Annotated in this window: 12 protein-coding genes; 3 read left to right on the top strand and 9 right to left on the bottom strand. The window is 32.9% G+C overall.

All coding sequences use genetic code 11. The features are described from left to right. Positions 1–251 precede the first annotated feature (251 nt). The 4 genes from HNS38_RS02120 to rlmH all read right to left on the bottom strand — a co-directional run bounded on the left by HNS38_RS02120 (position 252) and on the right by rlmH (position 5,581). Positions 252–1,058, bottom strand: coding sequence for a choice-of-anchor V domain-containing protein (locus tag HNS38_RS02120; RefSeq protein WP_172345902.1), 807 nt, complete (start codon positions 1,056–1,058; stop codon positions 252–254). A gap of 198 nt (positions 1,059–1,256) precedes the next feature. Then, on the bottom strand, positions 1,257–3,326 hold the full coding sequence (locus HNS38_RS02115; protein ID WP_172345901.1) for a putative porin: 2,070 nt from the start codon (positions 3,324–3,326) through the stop codon (positions 1,257–1,259). 163 nt (positions 3,327–3,489) lie between these two features. Next, complete coding sequence (locus HNS38_RS02110; protein ID WP_172278495.1) at positions 3,490–5,115, bottom strand: T9SS type A sorting domain-containing protein; 1,626 nt, start codon at positions 5,113–5,115, stop codon at positions 3,490–3,492. After that, entirely contained in the window at positions 5,108–5,581 is a 474-nt protein-coding gene (gene rlmH, locus HNS38_RS02105; protein ID WP_172278493.1) for a 23S rRNA (pseudouridine(1915)-N(3))-methyltransferase RlmH, read from the bottom strand. The genes HNS38_RS02110 and rlmH overlap by 8 nt, the downstream gene beginning before the upstream one ends. 274 nt (positions 5,582–5,855) lie before the next feature. Between rlmH and HNS38_RS02100 the strand changes: the two genes are divergently transcribed. The 3 genes from HNS38_RS02100 to HNS38_RS02090 are packed head-to-tail and all read left to right on the top strand — an operon-like array spanning position 5,856 to position 8,012. Beyond that, positions 5,856–6,236, top strand: a complete 381-nt coding sequence (locus HNS38_RS02100) for a DUF4783 domain-containing protein (RefSeq protein WP_172278491.1) — start codon at positions 5,856–5,858, stop codon at positions 6,234–6,236. Continuing rightward, entirely contained in the window at positions 6,236–7,072 is an 837-nt protein-coding gene (gene nadC / locus HNS38_RS02095) for a carboxylating nicotinate-nucleotide diphosphorylase (RefSeq protein WP_172345900.1), read from the top strand. The genes HNS38_RS02100 and nadC overlap by 1 nt, the downstream gene beginning before the upstream one ends. Positions 7,073–7,076: 4 nt before the next feature. Beyond that, the gene (locus tag HNS38_RS02090) at positions 7,077–8,012 is read left to right on the top strand and encodes a YihY/virulence factor BrkB family protein (protein WP_172345899.1); all 936 of its coding nucleotides are present in this window, start codon (positions 7,077–7,079) and stop codon (positions 8,010–8,012) included. A 539-nt stretch (positions 8,013–8,551) separates the two neighbouring features. Here HNS38_RS02090 and HNS38_RS02085 read toward each other — a convergent pair. The 5 genes from HNS38_RS02085 to HNS38_RS02065 form a co-directional block, all read right to left on the bottom strand. Further along, the gene (locus tag HNS38_RS02085) at positions 8,552–12,805 is read right to left on the bottom strand and encodes an SPOR domain-containing protein (protein WP_172345898.1); all 4,254 of its coding nucleotides are present in this window, start codon (positions 12,803–12,805) and stop codon (positions 8,552–8,554) included. A 390-nt stretch (positions 12,806–13,195) separates the two neighbouring features. After that, positions 13,196–14,008 (bottom strand): hypothetical protein, encoded by an 813-nt coding sequence (locus HNS38_RS02080; RefSeq protein ID WP_172345897.1) that lies wholly within the window; start codon positions 14,006–14,008, stop codon positions 13,196–13,198. Between the two features lie 88 nt (positions 14,009–14,096). Next, a complete protein-coding gene (locus HNS38_RS02075) occupies positions 14,097–15,257 on the bottom strand; it encodes a S41 family peptidase (RefSeq protein WP_172345896.1) in 1,161 nt (386 codons plus the stop codon). A 101-nt stretch (positions 15,258–15,358) separates the two neighbouring features. Next, the gene (locus tag HNS38_RS02070) at positions 15,359–16,177 is read right to left on the bottom strand and encodes a DUF4249 family protein (RefSeq protein WP_172345895.1); all 819 of its coding nucleotides are present in this window, start codon (positions 16,175–16,177) and stop codon (positions 15,359–15,361) included. Between the two features lie 4 nt (positions 16,178–16,181). Further along, positions 16,182–18,566: a TonB-dependent receptor gene (locus HNS38_RS02065; RefSeq protein ID WP_216663613.1), complete on the bottom strand. Its 2,385-nt coding sequence runs from the start codon at positions 18,564–18,566 to the stop codon at positions 16,182–16,184. Between the last annotated feature and the right edge of the window lie 3 nt (positions 18,567–18,569).

The following is an 18,569-nucleotide window of genomic DNA, read 5'->3' as shown; positions in this document are numbered from 1 at the left end:
ACGTTGCTGTAATTGCGAGTGCAAAAGTACTGCTTTATTTCGCTTTTCCTAATGTAAATCAATATTATTTTTTTAAAAAATACGTAAGTCTTTCTATTTCTGAGGAATATGCTTTTATCTTTTTTTACATATTTAATATTACTCATCTAATCGTTGGGAAATATTGGTAATAAACTATACAATTACTACCTTATTATAAACGAAAAGAGGATGCTTCCAGCGAAAACATCCTCTTTTGGAAGGAACAAATACTACTTTATCATTAATTTCATAGTTTTAACTTGATTTTTACTTTGTAATTGAACCAAGAAAACTCCTTTATTTAAGTTTGACAAGTCTATTTGAGCATCACTTTGGTAATACTCTTCTTGAAAAACAATTTTTCCCGATATATCTATAATAGATAATTTGGCATCATTATACTCATGGGATATCTTAATAGAACCAAAACTTGGATTTGGTGACATATTAAAGAAAGCCTCTAAAGGCTCCTCTCCTATTCCAATAGTTGATTCATCATAACTCACATTAGAAGTTAAAACCTGATCCCCTGATGTACCACCATTATTATTAGCTGCATTTACTGCCGAATAGAATGTGATGATGCCTACATCTGTGCTTGGTGCAGTCCAAGTAAAGGCCCATTCTTTAGAATCTCCAACTGGTGTAATACCTGAAGCGGTATGTGTAATAGCCTTATTACCATTTGCCAATTGTGTTTGGCCATCAGCTGAAATTATAAACTGGCCTACTTTGTTACCATCAGCATCTTCAGCAGTTAGTTCAAATCCAAAGCGACCGGCATCGGCATCAGTGGCACTTAACATGACTTCATACGTTTCTCCAGTTACATATCCCAACTCTGGGATATTAGTGCTTATCATCCCATCTTGCTGAGTTGCAGTCCCAGCATGACATTGTGTACAAGTTGCTCCGTTATCTCCAGGACTTCCAGATTTACCTCCTGGTGAACCTCCATGGAATAGTGTTCCTGCAAAGAACAATGCCATTGCAGTTGGTGCCAATAATGCGATAAAAAATGAGTATTTGTTTTTCATAAGTTTAGTTTTTGTTATTAGATTTTTTGAATTTAGATTAGGGGAGTATATAATGAATGGAACTTATATTTGATATTAGATTTCTAATCTAGGATCTCTATATAAGGAATTACATAATGTACTCTTTACAAAAAACAACAAAAAATGCTTTCAGGTTGCACCTTAACAATTGTTTAACAGCAAGTAGTATAGACGCTTTTAGTTGAAAAGAATCCAACTTACACCGAATTTAAAAGAAGCATCGGCAGCTGGATAGTATGGACTGGCATAATAATCACTCCCCATGAAACTGGAATTAAAATGGTCATAACGAACAAAAAGACGTGCTTTACCAATCTTAGCATTTAAATAAACATCGATAAAAGGATAATCTCCTATCTCTTGTTCGTTTTGAATATGAAAAGAGCGTAAGGCTGGCATATACCTATTAGCATAATACTTAGTGAAAAAATAAGCTTCGAAACCCATTTCTAATTCAAGTGCTCCCTCAAATAAGATATTATGATAAAATAGCTTCGCCTTTCCAGAAAAGTCGGGGACTCTAATAATATCGGGATGTGACATATTCTGGTAGGTTAAGCGTAGATCGGCACCCCAATGACCAATGCGGATATCTTTTTCAGCTGAGATGACAATATGCTGGATGTTTTTAGAACTTTGCTTTGGCAGAATAGTAGAATCCAAATAGACCAAATTTGTCATATTCATCACTTGTGCTTCCACTTTTAATCTCTTCCGCTCATACTTCACAAATAGTTTTTGAATATCCGTTTTATCAAAATCATTATTCCAGGTGAACCTAGAAGATGAGAATTCCTGCATTATCCAATCTGGAGAGCGATGAACAATTTTAATTCCTCCCGTAAGCAAGTTTGTTCTATACTTTAAAAAGAGTTTACCATTAAACTGAAAATCATTATTTAAATAGTCTCCTATATAATAGGAGGCATCAGAAGAAACACTCATGAATTTGGTGAAATTCAGAAACACTCCTCCTATGACAGCCAAATGATTAAATTCTTGCTTTTGGCAGTGCTGATAGTAATTCACTAGTTCATGTCTTCCACCTGCGAAGAAATTTATAAGCTTAGGATGATTTGGGTCATCGCTGTAATCAGAATTAGAGTAAATGAATTCATTTATATACTTCTGCATCCCAATAGTATCAAAGAATGAGGAACTATCTGGATTAGGATAAAAGGGTAAACCATCATATATAATAGATTCCTGATCTTCATCAGTATAACGATAATTTTGTCTTTCATAATTAAAATAATGACTGATTTTACCAAGATGGGAGACCGGATCGAAATAAGGTTTCCTAAAATGAGTTACTGAATAGGCTTCGAAATCAATTTTATTGGTATCTGGAATATTTGAGAAATCAGGTTCGGGCCTAGAAAGGTAGAAAAACTGTTGAAATACTGCACCAGATATTCGTATCAGATTTTCAGCTGAAGCAAGGTTTGTAGCGATGATTTTTCGATTACTTTCTTGACTCTCTTCAAAATCAGCTAAACTTGTAACCCCTCCATTTTCTTGCAATACCAATTTATTATGATAATATTGAAAATCCGCTTTATACCTTGAGTTCTTGGTTCTATAACCCATTCCTCCCATAAAACCTTTCACGTCGGTCTTTTGTCTATTATATGCTCCTATCCTATTAAACAATTGGAAATCGAAATTAATTGTCAATTGTTGTTCCATAAAACTTTGGGCATGAGAAAACTTCAAACTGTTTTCCTTCTTTGCTCCCATCAGATAAAAAATCTCAGTATAAGGAGTTCGCGTATTGTATAGTTTAATATCCTTGGTATTCCAAAGATAGGCATTATAGCTCTTTACTCCTATACTAAAACCTTCAGATTCATTGAGCTGAAATACATGATTTTCCTGAGCTGACCCAATATTTCCTAGGTCATTATATGATACAGGCAGTAAATTAACGGGGTCATAGTCTCCTCCTCTATGGTTAGAGGTATCCATATAAATCAAATGCCTATAGTTTACACTGTCCAAAAACAAGGAATAAGAATAGACATCCATACTATCCATTCTAAAGAAAAAATCGATAATCTCATTTTGACTACTATCAGCGACCGAAATTAATGAATCATTGGCATTAATAGAATCATTAGAAATTTTTAATGTATCGAAACCTTTATTTATAGTGTCTTGTGAGTTTAATAAAGAATCAACAATAGCATAAGCAGAATCATTATTGATTTGAGCTGTTACTGGGTTTTGAATAAATATCAAAATCATAACAAATACTAATAACATGTTCCTTGCTAAAATCATTATGCGGATATCAATTTATTTAGTTTCAATCATGTTAATCATTAATGAAGAAAGCCTTTTACTAATCGTGTTTATTTGGCTGCAAATTTAATGAATAATTGAAGAAATGAATCTCCTATTCAACAAATTAGATTTTAATCACTTTTTGAAGATTTGATGAGCCTGATTCATAAGTAATTGTCATAAAATAAATCCCAGAAACCCAATTTTTCCCAAGCTGATTTTGAGGAGAATTTACCTTTATAGACTCCACCAACTGACCATATTCATTATGTATTAAAATTTCTTCAGCATTTTCTAAGCCTGAAACATTAAAATACTCTTGAAATAGTGATGGTGAAATCATTATTTTTCCTTCACTAACAGCATTATCCATACTTAACCAAGTGTCATCTTTAAAATAGGCCAAATATACATTGAAACTAACAGGACTATTCATTGTAATGTCTTCCATTGCAAAATCATCGTAAAATCGACCTGCTAATATTACTTGATTCGTTTCGGGAACCGCCATAGTTTTTATTCTTGCGGTCTCCCCTGTTAATTGACTTGCATCAATGACTTCTCCATTTTCATTAATCTTCACAAAATACACCTCTAAATATCCACAACAGAGATTATAAGTTAATGTTAGTTCTCCAAAATTAATATCGCCAAGAAAATGACCAGTTAGATAGGTATTCCCCACTCTATCTACCTTTAGACTTTCGATGCCTTCCATGGAATGAGAATAATAATGACGAGACCAATTTACATCACCATTATTAGAGAAATTGGCAACAAAAATATCTTCATCAAAATCGGCAGTAACATAATCCTCGTCTCCAATACTAACATTGGAACTAAATACTCCGCCAACAGTAATGCTTCCATCTGAGGCTACAGCCAATTTAGTATTCGGGCGCATATCGTTACCTTGAAACTGATAAGCCCAACTTAAGTCTAAATTTGAGTTCAATTTGATCATATATAAGCCAAGAGCTTCACCTGCTTCAAATGTTTCATCTCCAAATGTTATGTTTTGATAAAAGTCGCCAACAGCATAAACATTTCCATAAATATCCATGTCAACACCTGATACTTTATCTACACTGGCTCCTCCAGCTGTCATCACATTAATGAATTCACCATCGAGATTCATCTTAGCAATAAAAATATCGGTTCCATCTTGACTAAAAAGAGTGTCATTATCAAGAATAGTATAATCATAGAATCTACCACCTAAAAGAATCACATCATTTTTTATCTTCATAGTTTCAATAGATTCAGAATTTGGACCTCCGAATGTTTTTAACCATACAAAGTCACCATTAGATTGATATTTTGCGATATACATATCAAAACTCCCATTACTTGTTTCAACTTCCCCTCCCAAACTAATTTGAGTTTTAAATTTCCCCATGATATAAATATTGCCTTCAATATCGCAATGAACTTCTTGTGCAACTTGGTCGTCTGCTCCACCGTCTGTCATAGACCATTCATAATTACCATGTTCATCGACAACAAAAAGAATTAAATCGCTACCATCCTCAGCCACATAATTATTTCCTTCAATGGTGAATTCATTATCGAAATGAGAAAAAGCTATAATCTTATTCAAATTATCTGAGGCAATACTTTCTATGTCATTTGGATAATTATCGTTTCCATATTGTTTAGCCCAATAAAACTCCATATCCTGAGCTACAGTGTTGGTTGAAAATCCATAAATAAGAAATACAAAAAGTATAGTTGAAAATCGTTTATTCATGATGATAAGGTTCTTTGTTAATAATAGTAAAAGCACGATAAATCTGTTCAAGGAAAATCATTCTAATAATTTGATGAGAAAATGTCATTTGTGATAAAGCAATTTTTTGGTTTGCTTTTTTATAAACAGCATCACTAAAGCCATAAGCTCCACCAACAACAAAAACAAGGTTTTTGATACTTTGCAACATCGATTTCTCAACGAAAGAAGCAAATTGGACAGAGGTCATTTCTTTCCCATTCTCATCTAATAAGACTAAAAAGTCCGAAGGGTTTAGTTTATTTAAAATCAATTCGCCTTCTTTCAATTTAATTTCAGCCTCATTCATATTCTTGGTATTCTTTAAAGCAGGAATAATATCTAACTTGAATTGAATGTACCTTTTCATTCTTTTCAGATACTTTTCAATTCCCTTCTCTACTATACTATCCGTTGTTTTACCTACCAACATCAGGCTGATTCTCATATCATTAAATTTATTCCACAAGTTCAAATATTCGTATAAAAAACAGGATTTTGAAGACTTCATTCCTCATGATAACTCGCTATTTTTTATACTTAACACTTGAAAACAATATTTATTTACTCATTATGCAAACATAAGTAAAACATTGAAAAATGAAATGGCTTTATAGAATGTTAACAAAACACAATTATCTAAGGCTTAAAAACTCATAATCCCCAAAAATGATTAATTTTGTATTTATAATTCTGTTGATAGCAGGGTAAATTATAGAACCATGAAAAAAATCCTATTTCCAATTATTCTGATTCTTTTTAGCTCCGGCTTATATAGTCAGAACAATCAAGATTCTTTTGAACTCATTGCTAAAGCTTTTATGAGTAACGACAGCAAAAGCCTAGGAACACAAATGTCTAATACTTTGGATCTAAGTATAGGAACCAATGATGGAACTTTTGGTAAACAACAAGCCCTGGTTTTATTAAAAGACTTCTTTTTAAAAAACAAAATCAAAGCATTTAAAATAAAACATAAGGGAGCCAGTAATGAAAGAACCCATTATGCGGTTTGCGATATGCAAAGTGAGCAAAAAAAGTGGAGCGTATATGTTTTATTGAACAAAGAATCGAAAATCATCCAACTACAAATTGAAGATTAATGACTATTGAAGAAACAATAAAGTTCGCTCTAGAGGAAGATCTAGGCGATGGCGATCATACATCCTTATCAACCATTCCATCTGACCACAAAGGAAAAGCAAGGTTAGTTGCCAAAGAAAACGGAACCATTGCGGGAGTTAGAATAGCAGAACTCGTTTATAAAACAGTAGATCCTGAAACAGAATTGAATATTTTCATTAATGATGGAGAAAGAATAGAAATTGGAGATGTCATTTTTGAGGTTACTGGTAAATCTATTTCCATTTTATCAGCCGAACGATTGGCCTTAAACTTTATGCAAAGGATGAGTGGTATTGCTACTCAAACCCGTCAGTATATGAGTATTATAGATGGAACTAGAACTAAATTACTAGATACTAGAAAAACGACTCCACTTATGCGTCTTCTTGAAAAAGAAGCTGTAGCATTAGGTGGAGGAACCAATCATAGAATGGGACTTTACGATATGATTATGATTAAAGACAATCATGTGGACTTTGCTGGTGGAATTTGCAAAGCTGTGGATGCTTGTCATAAATATCTAATTGAAAAGAAAAAAGATTTAAAGATCGTGATCGAAATCAGAAACCTAAAAGAATTACAAACTGTTATTGATCATGGAGGAGTGGATAGAGTACTTTTAGATAATTTCACTCCTAAAGGTATTGAAAAAGCATTGGTGATGCTTAATGGGAAATATGAAAGTGAAGCCAGTGGCGGAATTGACAAAAACACCATTAGAGCATATGCTGAAACTGGAGTAGATTATATTTCAGTTGGTGCTTTAACGCATCATATAAAAAGCTTAGATTTAAGCTTACAAGCTATATCATAGTATAATGAAGAAAGTTTATATCATCAAAAAATTGAAGACTATTGTAATTCCTGGTTTCGATGGAGTTCCTATATATAATGTCTTAGATTTCTTTTTTAAAGGGGTAGTAAACGGAGCTATTACTACTCGTGCTTCTGCTATTTCTTTTAGTATGTTTTCGGCTCTATTTCCAGCTTTGATCTTTTTCTTCACCTTAATTCCTTTTATTCCTATAGAAAATTTCCAAGATGTATTATTAGAATTGATTCATGACATTACTCCTAACAAAGCTTGGGAGGCCATTGACTCTACAGTAGTCGACATTGTAAAGCGACCTAGAGGAGGCTTGCTTTCCTTAGGTTTTGTTTTAGCTTTGTTTTTTGCTACCAATGGTATTAATAGTATGATTGATGCTTTTAATGCTTCTTATCATACCATGGAATTTAGAGGGATTTTTATGCAAAGATGGGTAGCTATCGTTTTGGTATTGGTTTTAGCAGTATTGCTAATTGTTGTAATAACCACCATTGTAATAGGTACTACATTTTTCAATTATTTAGATGCAAAGGATTTGCTGCATGATAATTTTGTGGTCCAATTGATACAATGGTTCAGGTGGATTGCACTATTGGCTCTCACCTATTTTGGGATTTCTTTTATTTATTATTGGGGACCTGCCAAAAAAACGCCTTTTAAATTTTTGTCTGCAGGTTCAAGTTTAGTTGCCATATTGATGATGATTTCAAATATTGGTTTTAATTTTTATGCCAATAATTTGGCCACCTATAATGCACTATATGGTTCTATTGGAACTTTATTATTAGTTCTTTTATGGGTCTATTTCAACTCTATTATTGTACTGATTGGCTTTGAGCTAAATGCGAGTATTTATAATGCCGCACTTAAAGTCAAAGGAATTGATATCAAAATGATAAAAAAGCAAAACGAAGAATCAAAATAATTCTTTATCTGAAGAATTAAAGGAGAAATGATAAAATACTTTATTCAACTATTAATATTGCCTTCTTAAATTCCATATTCGAATTGTGAGACAAGACTTTCTAATTTATAAGATTCCAAATTAACAATAATAACCAACACTACTGATGTTGAATTAATTTCTCAAATAAATTGAGCATTAGTATATCCTTACTGAAGATTAAATTGAGATTGAATACATAATATATGTGGCAATAATAAATGATAAATTCAATTTCCTTAAAGAACCAAAATCTGAAATTATCAATGATTATCATGAACAATACATTACTATTTCAATGAAAAAAATATGGGGTTAGTTTATTTGAATGGCTTTATGAAATCCATATAAAACCACAGCCTAAAATGATATTTCAGGTTTCAAACCCTTTGATCGGAAAAACAAAATATTTATTGTTGAGCATCAGAGTATCCTCTACCATTGGAATCTGAGGATAAATACCAGTCAAATGAAAATGAAATTGAAATGTAAAAATTAAAATCATCTGATTAATGCCCATTCTATCTAATATACTTCTTATTCCCATCTTGAAAACCTACAACAAAAGCGTCTGGAATGATATCTTTGATTTCTTTTAGCAGTGTTCTTGCCTCTGCATCATCCTTAAAGTGTCCTATAGTATAAACGTATTTTCCATTGCTATTTTTGTAAGAATCTACACTATAATTACCATCCACTTGTGTGGCTATCCAACTAAGATTTATAGGGTTAGAATACACTCCTACTTGAACTTTGTACTCTATACCACTACTTGCTGTCAGCCCTGCTTCTTGACTCATATCCCACTGGTTATCAATCTGTAAACTAGCATCCTCAAGAATCACAATATCTTCATCGTCTGGAGCATCCTCTCCTTGGCTAATTTGTTGACGAGCCTTGGCTAAACCCACAGATATTCCATTACTAAAAGCCACAACAAAAGCATCTTTTACTCCTTGCTCTACTATTTCATCTTTCTTCGTTGTTGCATCGGCAATACTATTAAAAATACCTGAATAATAAATCCAGTAGCCATTTTGCATTCGTTTATGATAAAGTGGTTTTATACCATAAATCATAGCACTAGTTCTTGGGCGACTATAAACTCCTATTTGCACTGTATAATAAACACCCTGTAATGACGAGATATTAGTAGCAGAAAAGTCAATATTCCCAACGCTGGTTCTTCTCACAACGGCAACAGAGTTAATAGCTGAAGTTGATGTTCCTGTTTCTTCCTGTAAACTCAACAATGTAACAACCTCTCCATCTTTCCAAGAACGAATAAATGCATCAGGATAACCTGAAGCTCTGAGCGCATTTCTTCTAATAATAGCAGGATCCATTTCCTCAAAATTACCTGAAAAATATCTGATAAAATCAGTACCAGTTACTCTTTCGGCACTAATATCACTTATTCTATTAAAAAAGGTCTCTTTCTTTAACACTTTAAGGGCTGTAAATTGAACTCTATAAACAACACCATCAGTAGATGCTGATACAAACCCTACTTCTTGTTCAACTTGAGGATTCTTTTGAAGATTCTTTACTTGAGAGCTTACTCCTTGGTTATTTACAATAAGCTCCTCATTCTCTTCTTGCGCTGAACTAACTTTTTGTGAAGCATTAGGTTTTTGAGCAGCTGTAGTAATTATGGGAGTATTTTCCACAATAACTTCAGTTGTATTAGGATTTAAAGCTACCGTTTGCTGATTATTATTAGATTGATTTGTAGCAGTTATATTTTCTGTCAAAGTTTTTTCCTCATCAGATTCTACCTGATATGCCATCATGGTATCCACATCATGATCTTCTATCATTGTTTTGCCTTGCTGTTGCAAATCCAAAGCTTTCATTTCTAATGAATAAGCATCTTGCAAAAGTATCTTCTTCATACTAAAAGAAATACCAGGTTGATTGGCTTTTTGCCGTTTTTGTTGTGCCTGTTCGAAATAATTATCAATTTGGGAAAAGATATTTCGCATCAATTCTCTTTCTTCGGCACTTGCCAAATCCATCATCAATTGTTCCAATATCAATTGATTTTTTCGGTAGCGTGTTTTATTCTTCTGAGCAATAACTTCAAATTCCTCTAAAATTAAATACATGGCCACCTCTTCTTTATTTTTAGCCTGCTTGTATAAATCTTCTCGGGTTTGAATATTATTGGAGCGCTGAGCTCTTTGCTTTAATGAACTAGCTTCAGATAACAATACTTCTATCTTATCTTTTAAATCGCTGAGGTATTTATTAAAATCACGACTTGATTTTTGCGCTTCTCGTTGTTCTTCCTCCGATAAAGTTTCTAAGATACGATCCGCCAAATCGAATACTCTATTGGCTTCGTATTCTAAACTATCTGCTTTTTGGCGTAAAATATTTATTTTATGTGTAATAATATAGGATTCTTTATTTGATAGGCTACTTCCCTGCGACTGTACCAATAAAGCAATTTCTCTTTTAATAAGCTCCAATTCTTCAGTCAACATTTCTGCTTTAAAATTTTCTCTTTCATAAACGTGTAAATCATCCTCCGTAATTTGTGCTTTAGAAGAAGCTACTTTAGAAGTATTAGCAGAGTTCAAAGGTCTTTCTTCAACAACAAGGAGATTACTCACAGCCACTTTTCGACCAAAAACCTCAGATTTTCTTTGCTCAATACCTTGAAAAACTAATTCCTGATTTACTATGAGATTATTGTTTTGTAGTGGAGCTGTTGTTAAAACAAGAAGCTCAGGTTGAATATCGACAAGAGAAAGTAAAACTTGCTGTTCTTCATGTAAACTATTTCCCAAGGCCAATGCTTTCTCAGAATCATTTTGAAACTTAGTAGCTTTTATTTCTTTATCCACCGCAAATTTTAGAGCTTCCCTCCTTTTGAATGCATTTCTTTTTCTTTCTGCCTCTTCGCGCTCTTCTGATGCTTCGCTTAGTAATTTCACAGATTCATTAGCCAATTCTTGAGACAAACTATATGCCGAATCCATTCTGTTTCTTGAGGTTTGAATTTTCGCCAACAAATTTGATTGAATTTCTTGAAGTTTAAATGCTGGTGTATATTTAAATTCGGACAAACCAGTCTGCATACTTACAAATTTAGCTTTAGCTGCAACGAGATTGTTCTGTTCTATATCCTTTTCAATATCAAAAGTATATTGAGTGATTTTGTCTTTAATATTCCTTTCCTCATTCAGATACACCTGATAATCATCAGATACTTCTTTCAATGCTAAAGCTTGATATAAATAGTATTTAGCAGAATCGTTAATGGGTTTTCTTAGTACTGGATTATTAATTGATTCCAGTTGTAAACTAAAGCCATTACTCTTATTCAATTTCCCCTCAGCAGAAATAGCCAATCGCTTTTGCACCAAATCAACTTCTACCAAATGTGCTTGAGCTTGCAAATTCAATGTTCCTAACGCGTTCCTAATATCATTATCTGATTTAAAATTTTGAACATTTATTGATTTCAACTCTAACTTTTCTTTCACCATGGATGAATCCTCATCCATAGGGTTTGAAATTTGCACACCTCCTGTAAGCGGAATATCATCATTATTAGCTAATGAATTTGAACTAAAGACTTTATTCACATCCTTTGCAATTATATTTAAATTTGTTTGATGCTCTTCATTTTGTTTAGGAGTAGTATAATCAACTATTTCTTGATTTTGGTTTTCTACGAGAGTTTCTTCAATATCGGGTTTACCATACCTCAAAGCAGGAATTGTATTAATATCAACTGCAATCTGAGACGTATTTTGATAGAAAAATTGATTTAGATTAACTTGATCATTTCTTTGTACTTGACCATTAATTACTAAGAACTCTTGGTTTTCCTCTTCACTAAATATCTGAGGAATTGGAATAAACAATTCATTTACAGAATAGTTAAAAGCGCTATCGTTAATCTCTGCTTTAATATGCGCCACATACTTTCTTTGCATCTGCACATTTTTCACAAGAGCTTCATCTGGCATATTCTTTTCCAAATCGCTTTGCATATCTTTAACAGATTGTACAGATTCATCAATTAAAATACTTTGTTGGGCTATGCTCTGGTCAAATTGTTTAATAAGAGAGCTTGCAAAAGAGGCTTTATAAAAACTCTTCTTACTCTCTAAACTCAATCTATTTGCCTCTTCAACTTTTACTTGTGATAAGCTCTGAGAAGATATTTTTTCTATGCTCTCTTGCTCAAAACGATTGGCCTCCTCCAATTGTTGTATATAATATTGATTAAGCTGGTTCCTCTTCACCAGTATAAAGTCGATTTCGCTTGATAATGATTTTATTTGGTTTAGGGAATTTTGAATTAATGAATTATCAGAACTTGAAATTGTCGATGATAATTTAGGTTTAATGAAATAGAAGTTCTCTTTATCTTTTTGAGTGGAGGGGCTAAAAATCCTAGTGAACTTTTCTTCATTGGAACTTAAATCAACATTTGGAGATAATACCAAGTTCTGCTGTAAGTCTTTATTTGTAGCATCTTCAATAAATTCTTCAGCAGAACTCCAGTCCTGCTGATCTTGTCCGTATGATTTCACCAAGTCTCCTCGAGCATTTATCTGATAAGCAGGCATTGATTCAATAATAGAATTGGAGTTTACTATTTCTCCTGTTTCCATATTATAATCATTGGAGAAATCGGTAATCACCTTATGATTATTATATTCTTTTTCGAGTCCACGGTAAATCTGTTCCACTTTTTCAAAGTTACCATTCTTCAATTCTGTTTCTAATTCCTCAAACTTATCAGACATTTTCATAGACACTTGATTTGCATCAATGTTTGCTGATTCTATTGCCGATTTTTTTGCCCAGCAGGTGCAGCGTTAACGATAACCAACCGATTGAGAAATATGATTTCGAAGGAAGTAAAATGTAAAATAAAAAAACACAACAAATGTCAAAAAACATTAAGAAAAACTCAATAATATCCATTATTGTATTCTGCCTAGCTTCTCTCTTAATATTGCTACATATTGCTAGCTCCTGGGGGCTGTAAATACTTTTTTTCAAAGCATCTGATGTGCTATTCAATTTCTTTTTAGAAATCCTAATCTATTCATACCCATTAAAAATTGCTGCATAACAAAATATCATATTCTATAGTTTTTTAAATGAAAACAATTATGATATTCTACACCTATTCAGAACTAAAATGATGACATAATATCGTCTGAAGGGGCAACTATTATATCATTAACAGTGGTTTCTATTAATTCATATGCTAATGGTAACTTCTCCTGAAGTTCCTTTTTATTTCTGATCCTCCATTCTTTTTCATTAGGGCCATATTTTTCTTGAATATTCCAATAGGTGCTAATTATCCAATAAGCATATTCCTGAACTAGAATTCTTTGATATAACTCGTCGTCTATTTCCTGAAGTTCTTTATAATCTTCTATTCTAAAGCATTTCTTGTCAATAGCAATATTCATAGATTTTACAATTGTAGCGTTTTCATTATTAAAAGCCCACTCGTTTGGAAATATATAAAACAGGCCCACATCAGAAATATGATGTAACAGATGTTCCACTACTTCCATTGTTTGTCTTTGGGGTTCAATCATGATAACATCGCATACACTATAGTTTCCCATTTCAAAAGCAAACATCTCTTGCTCAGTTTCCTTTGACATTTTGTTATGATGTCCTGATAATACGGGAATAGTTGTGGCATATTGAGATAAAGTATTAATAAGACGATGCTGAAGTTCTAAATCCAAACTAGAATCTTGTGGTAACATCTCTTGATAACACTTTCCGACCTTCCTCAGGAAATCGTTTGAAACCTGGTTCATGGCACGAAAATCCATACCATAAGTAAACATACTCTTGGTAAAAACTTGAGCATCCTCAACTTCATTTATCTTCATTTGTAAATGGGAAAAATTTATTGCATTAGTGTCTACTTTCTCCTTTAACACAGCATAGCCCCATTTTTGTTCCTTTACTAATTTCATCATCTCGGCTTCTGATTGGGCACATGAACCAAAACTTAATATTAAACTCAAAAAAAGTAAACAGCTGATTTCTCTCAACAAGTCTTTCATATTATTGTTTTATAAAATTAATAGCTTCATCAATATGTATATCTAGGCCTTCATCTACTTGGGTAGCTGTTGGCATTGATATTACATCAGGGCTAATACCAATGCCTTCAAAGGATTGAAAAGCACCATTGTACAACATTTCAACATCTTGAACAGAAATTCGTGTTGTCCACTTCCCTCCTCCATTGGTGAGTGTGATATGTTCACTTCCTGCAAAAATGCCAAAAGTTTGTTCTCCAATAGTTTTAATATGACTCTGGGTTTTCATGGCAGCAGTAAAATATTCGGCTGCACTTGCTGTCCCTTTTGAAGTTAGAACAGCTACCTTTTTTACAAATTGATATTCGCCAGAAGCCTGTATATTAAAATCATCAGTCCAAACACCAGCCACATATCCACCTTCTGCTCTTTGGTCTGGATAACCCTCAAAGTTTTCTGTTAACCATTCACTTAGATTGGATACGGCACTTCCTTCTCGCTCTTTCACTCTCATTCTCACTAATGAAATAGTTTCAGGACTACTGAAAAATCTTCCAGCCAAATAGTAAGCGAATGGTCCCTGCCCTCCTCCATTTGTCCTCACATCTATAATAATTCCTTCCTTTTCTTTTAATGCATTTAAGGCAGCATCAACTATGGTTTTAAATTGATTAAATTCAGCCTCTGACTCATTTACTGGTTCAAATTGCTTTGATAGAATATAACCTATTTCTGGATTGCTTTTTAAGCTACCATAAGAAATGTAAGTGTTAGATTGAGTCGATTCTTCCAGATTGATGAGTAAAGGAGTATTATGAGCCACCATATTTATAACATTCTCATTCATATTCGGTTCAAACTCTGTTTCTTGATGATTGAAAGTAAGGCCAGAATGTCCATCTTTTAATATTGTCGAAAAAATGGTATTAAAATCATCGAATAATTGCTGGTCTGTATATGTAGTACTTATTTTCTTAGAATAAGAATCATAAATAGCTTGCCAATCAATATTTTTACGATGCATTAAAGGATAGTATCTATTATAAATATCCCAAAACTCCTTAAACACTTTTTGCTGTTCGGTTTGTACAATCGGAGGTTCAGTAACTGTAGATTTTTCTTTCTTACATGAACTTAGACCAATACTAAAAATGATGGTCAATAAAACTATTATATTTTTCATTTTGCTATGTTTTATCTGTATTAATTCAATCAAAAGTGAGATAAAAAATTGAAAATTCACATTTCTATTATCTAAACAACACTGAAATGATTATCAACAACTTAATTCTGAGTATTATCCCAAACAATGCTAGCAAAATCGGAATTGCCTGTACCAAAATACCCTAAGGCACCATTAGACCAATTCGATTTTGGATTTGCAGGACTTGCTCCTCCACCAGGCCCTCCGCCCCCATCTATTTGCTCATCAAGTGAATTAAAATAATGATAAGACTTTTCATCAATTGTTCTTAGTTCTATCATAATGACAACGTCATTTTCTGTTTCTTCATCTATGTAAATAAATGCATTGTTTGAACTTTCGAAATCTTCGTAATCGCCGATAATCATTCGTTGGTTATTATAAGGTTCTTGACTATTTATAAAGGATTCGATTTGATAATAATTGTTATTTTCCGAATGATTGGTAAACCATATTTTAACACCGTTCTCAACTCTATTTTCAAACTCATCTTCTCTTATATCTAGTTTAATACTGTCAATGGCAACAAAAGGAGCTACTTTTGCGGAGGCCACAAACTCTTTTTCTCCAATGTTAACCTGAAGAGTGTACTCCATTAACTCTTCAGCTAAAAAACTAGTCAACAAATAATCACCCTCCTCTAAATAACTCATTTCATAGGCAATACCATTTTCATCTGATAAACTCACTTGTGCATTTTTTACTTCAGCGGGTGAACTTGGGCTAAAGTAACTAGTTGTTTGGCTAATATTTACGATAAAATCATGTTGACCTGCATATAAAACACCTTGGATGACATATTGTGGATTGGCATCGTTTAAATCAATATCAATTACTTTTGTACAAGAGTAAAACATTGATATAAAAGCTATTATAATGATATACTGAATCTTTTTCATGATATTAAAATTTAAAATTATAAGAAATAGAAGGCACAAAACGAAATAATGAAGTTTGAACAGCTTCCGTTTTTGACGGGTCTGATTCATTTGGTCTAAAAGTGATGGTATAAGCATTCTGTCGACCATAGGCATTGTATAATGAAAAATTCCAGGAAGAGAAAACCCTCTTTTTTACTTGAATGCTTTCACCAGTTTTAGGGTCTATTGATTCTTTGTATTTTTTCCCTTCCAATGTTACACCAATATCAAGCCTATGATAGTTGGGCATTCTGTATCCATTTCTTTCAGTATAATAAGGAACAACATCGCCATCAATTTGATATTTTCCTGAAGGAAAGGTTACTGCATTTCCAGTATAATAAACCCAATTGGCTGCCAACTTCACTCTATCAGTTAAATTATACATCACCACAATCGATATATCATGAATTCGGTCTTGCTTTGCAGGATAAGAAGAACCAAGGTTGATTTCAGGTATTTTCTTAAATGCTCTAGAATAGGTATATCCAATCCAACCAGTTAATCTTCCTTGTGTCTTTTTCAATAGAAGTTCCAAACCGTAAGCATATCCTTTTCCATAAACCAATTGACTTTCCACTGTTTCATTTAAAAATAGATTAGCCCCATCTTTATAATCAATTTGGTTATCGAAGGTTTTATAATAAGCTTCGGCAGAAAACTCCAATGAATTTGAGAGGAAATTTCTAAAATACCCCACCGCATATTGATTTACAATCAGAGGTTTTACATTATTAGAACTTGGAATCCAAGCATCGGTTGGTTGGCCGGAGGTAGAATTGGACAATAAGTGCATATACTGTGAAACTCTATTATAAGATGCTTTTAAAGAGCTAATTTCATTCAACTGATACTTAATATTTAATCTGGGTTCAAATCCAAAATACTGTTGTATCGATTGCCATTTTTTAATGGTAGTATCTTTTGAAATGAGTGTACCATTATCATCAAAATTATATTTAGTACTGGGTCCAACATAATTAAAATGAGAGATTCTTAAGCCATAGTTTATTGATAATCTTTCAGTAGCAGTATAATTATTCTGTAGATAAATTGAACTTTCTATGGCATGTTTGTTACTTATTGTCAGTGTTTTATTTCCATCTTGATTAAAATCACCTGGCAAGAATTTATGATATACCATATTAGCACCAAATTGCAAGGTATTTTTTTCATTCCAGTAATAAGTAAAGTCTTGTTTGATATTATAATCTCGAATAAGAGATGTTAAAGAAAACTTCTGAGTCCCTCCAGTCATATTTATTTTATAACTATAGTCAGAATAAATAAAAGAGGTATTCGAAAACAATTTCTCACCAAAAATATGGTTCCAGCGGAGTGTAAGTGTTTTATTTCCCCAATCGAAGCCAAAACTAGAACCCATTCCCAATTTATCTCTTCCAAGATAAGCAGACAAATATATCCGGTCTCTTTTACTAACTTGATAATTGGCCTTCGCCGTCAAATCATAAAAATACAATTGATTGTTTTTTAATTCTTTCTTGCTGGACAGTTTGAGAAATAAATCAGCATATGTTCTTCTAGCTGAAACCACAAATGAGCCTTTATTTTTTACAATGGGAGCTTCAATCATTAGTTTTGACGAAATCAAACCAATACCACCAGAAACGCCCAATTTCTTACTGTTTCCATCATTCATTTTGATATCCAAAACAGAAGAACCACGACCACCATATTTTGCTGGAATACCTCCTTTATAAAGAGTAGCATCTTTGATGATATCAGAATTAAAAACAGAGAAAAAACCCATTAAATGGGAAGCATTATAAACCGGAGCTTCATCCAAAAGAATTAGGTTCTGGTCGGCACCTCCTCCCCTTACAAAAAAACCACTATTTCCTTCTCCTGCCGACTTAACTCCTGGAGTTAGCTGAACGACTTTCAGAATATCTTTCTCGCCAAATAAAACAGGAATACTTTCAATATCCTTTTTTGAAATCTTGGTGATACTCATTTCATTCTTTGTCACATTTCTATCGGCACTTTCGGCGGTTATTTCCACTTCGTTTAATTCCATTGAATTTTCCTCTAATTCAATATCCAGCTGCATATTTTCGTTTAATGAAATGGTTTTTCTAAGAGTTTGATACCCCATATATGAAAACTCTAAAACATAATCCCCTTGTTTTAGGGTCATTGAGTAATAGCCATAGCTGTTTGAAATGGTTCCTTTAGAATAATCTTTGGAGACCATCACAGTAGCTCCAATTAGGTCTTCACCTGTTTCTGCATCTTTAATACGACCACTAATAGTATGCTTATTTTGTGCGAATAGGCTGACAAAAGTGATACAGAAAAGTGTCATTAAAAAGGTTTTCTTAGTTATTCGTTTTTTGTATTTATTCATAAA

Origin of the sequence: Lentimicrobium sp. L6, assembly GCF_013166655.1 — a bacterium.
Classification (GTDB): domain Bacteria; phylum Bacteroidota; class Bacteroidia; order Bacteroidales; family UBA12170; genus UBA12170.
The sequence above is the reverse complement of the archived record's forward strand: the minus strand, read 5'-3'. Positions and strand labels throughout refer to the sequence as shown.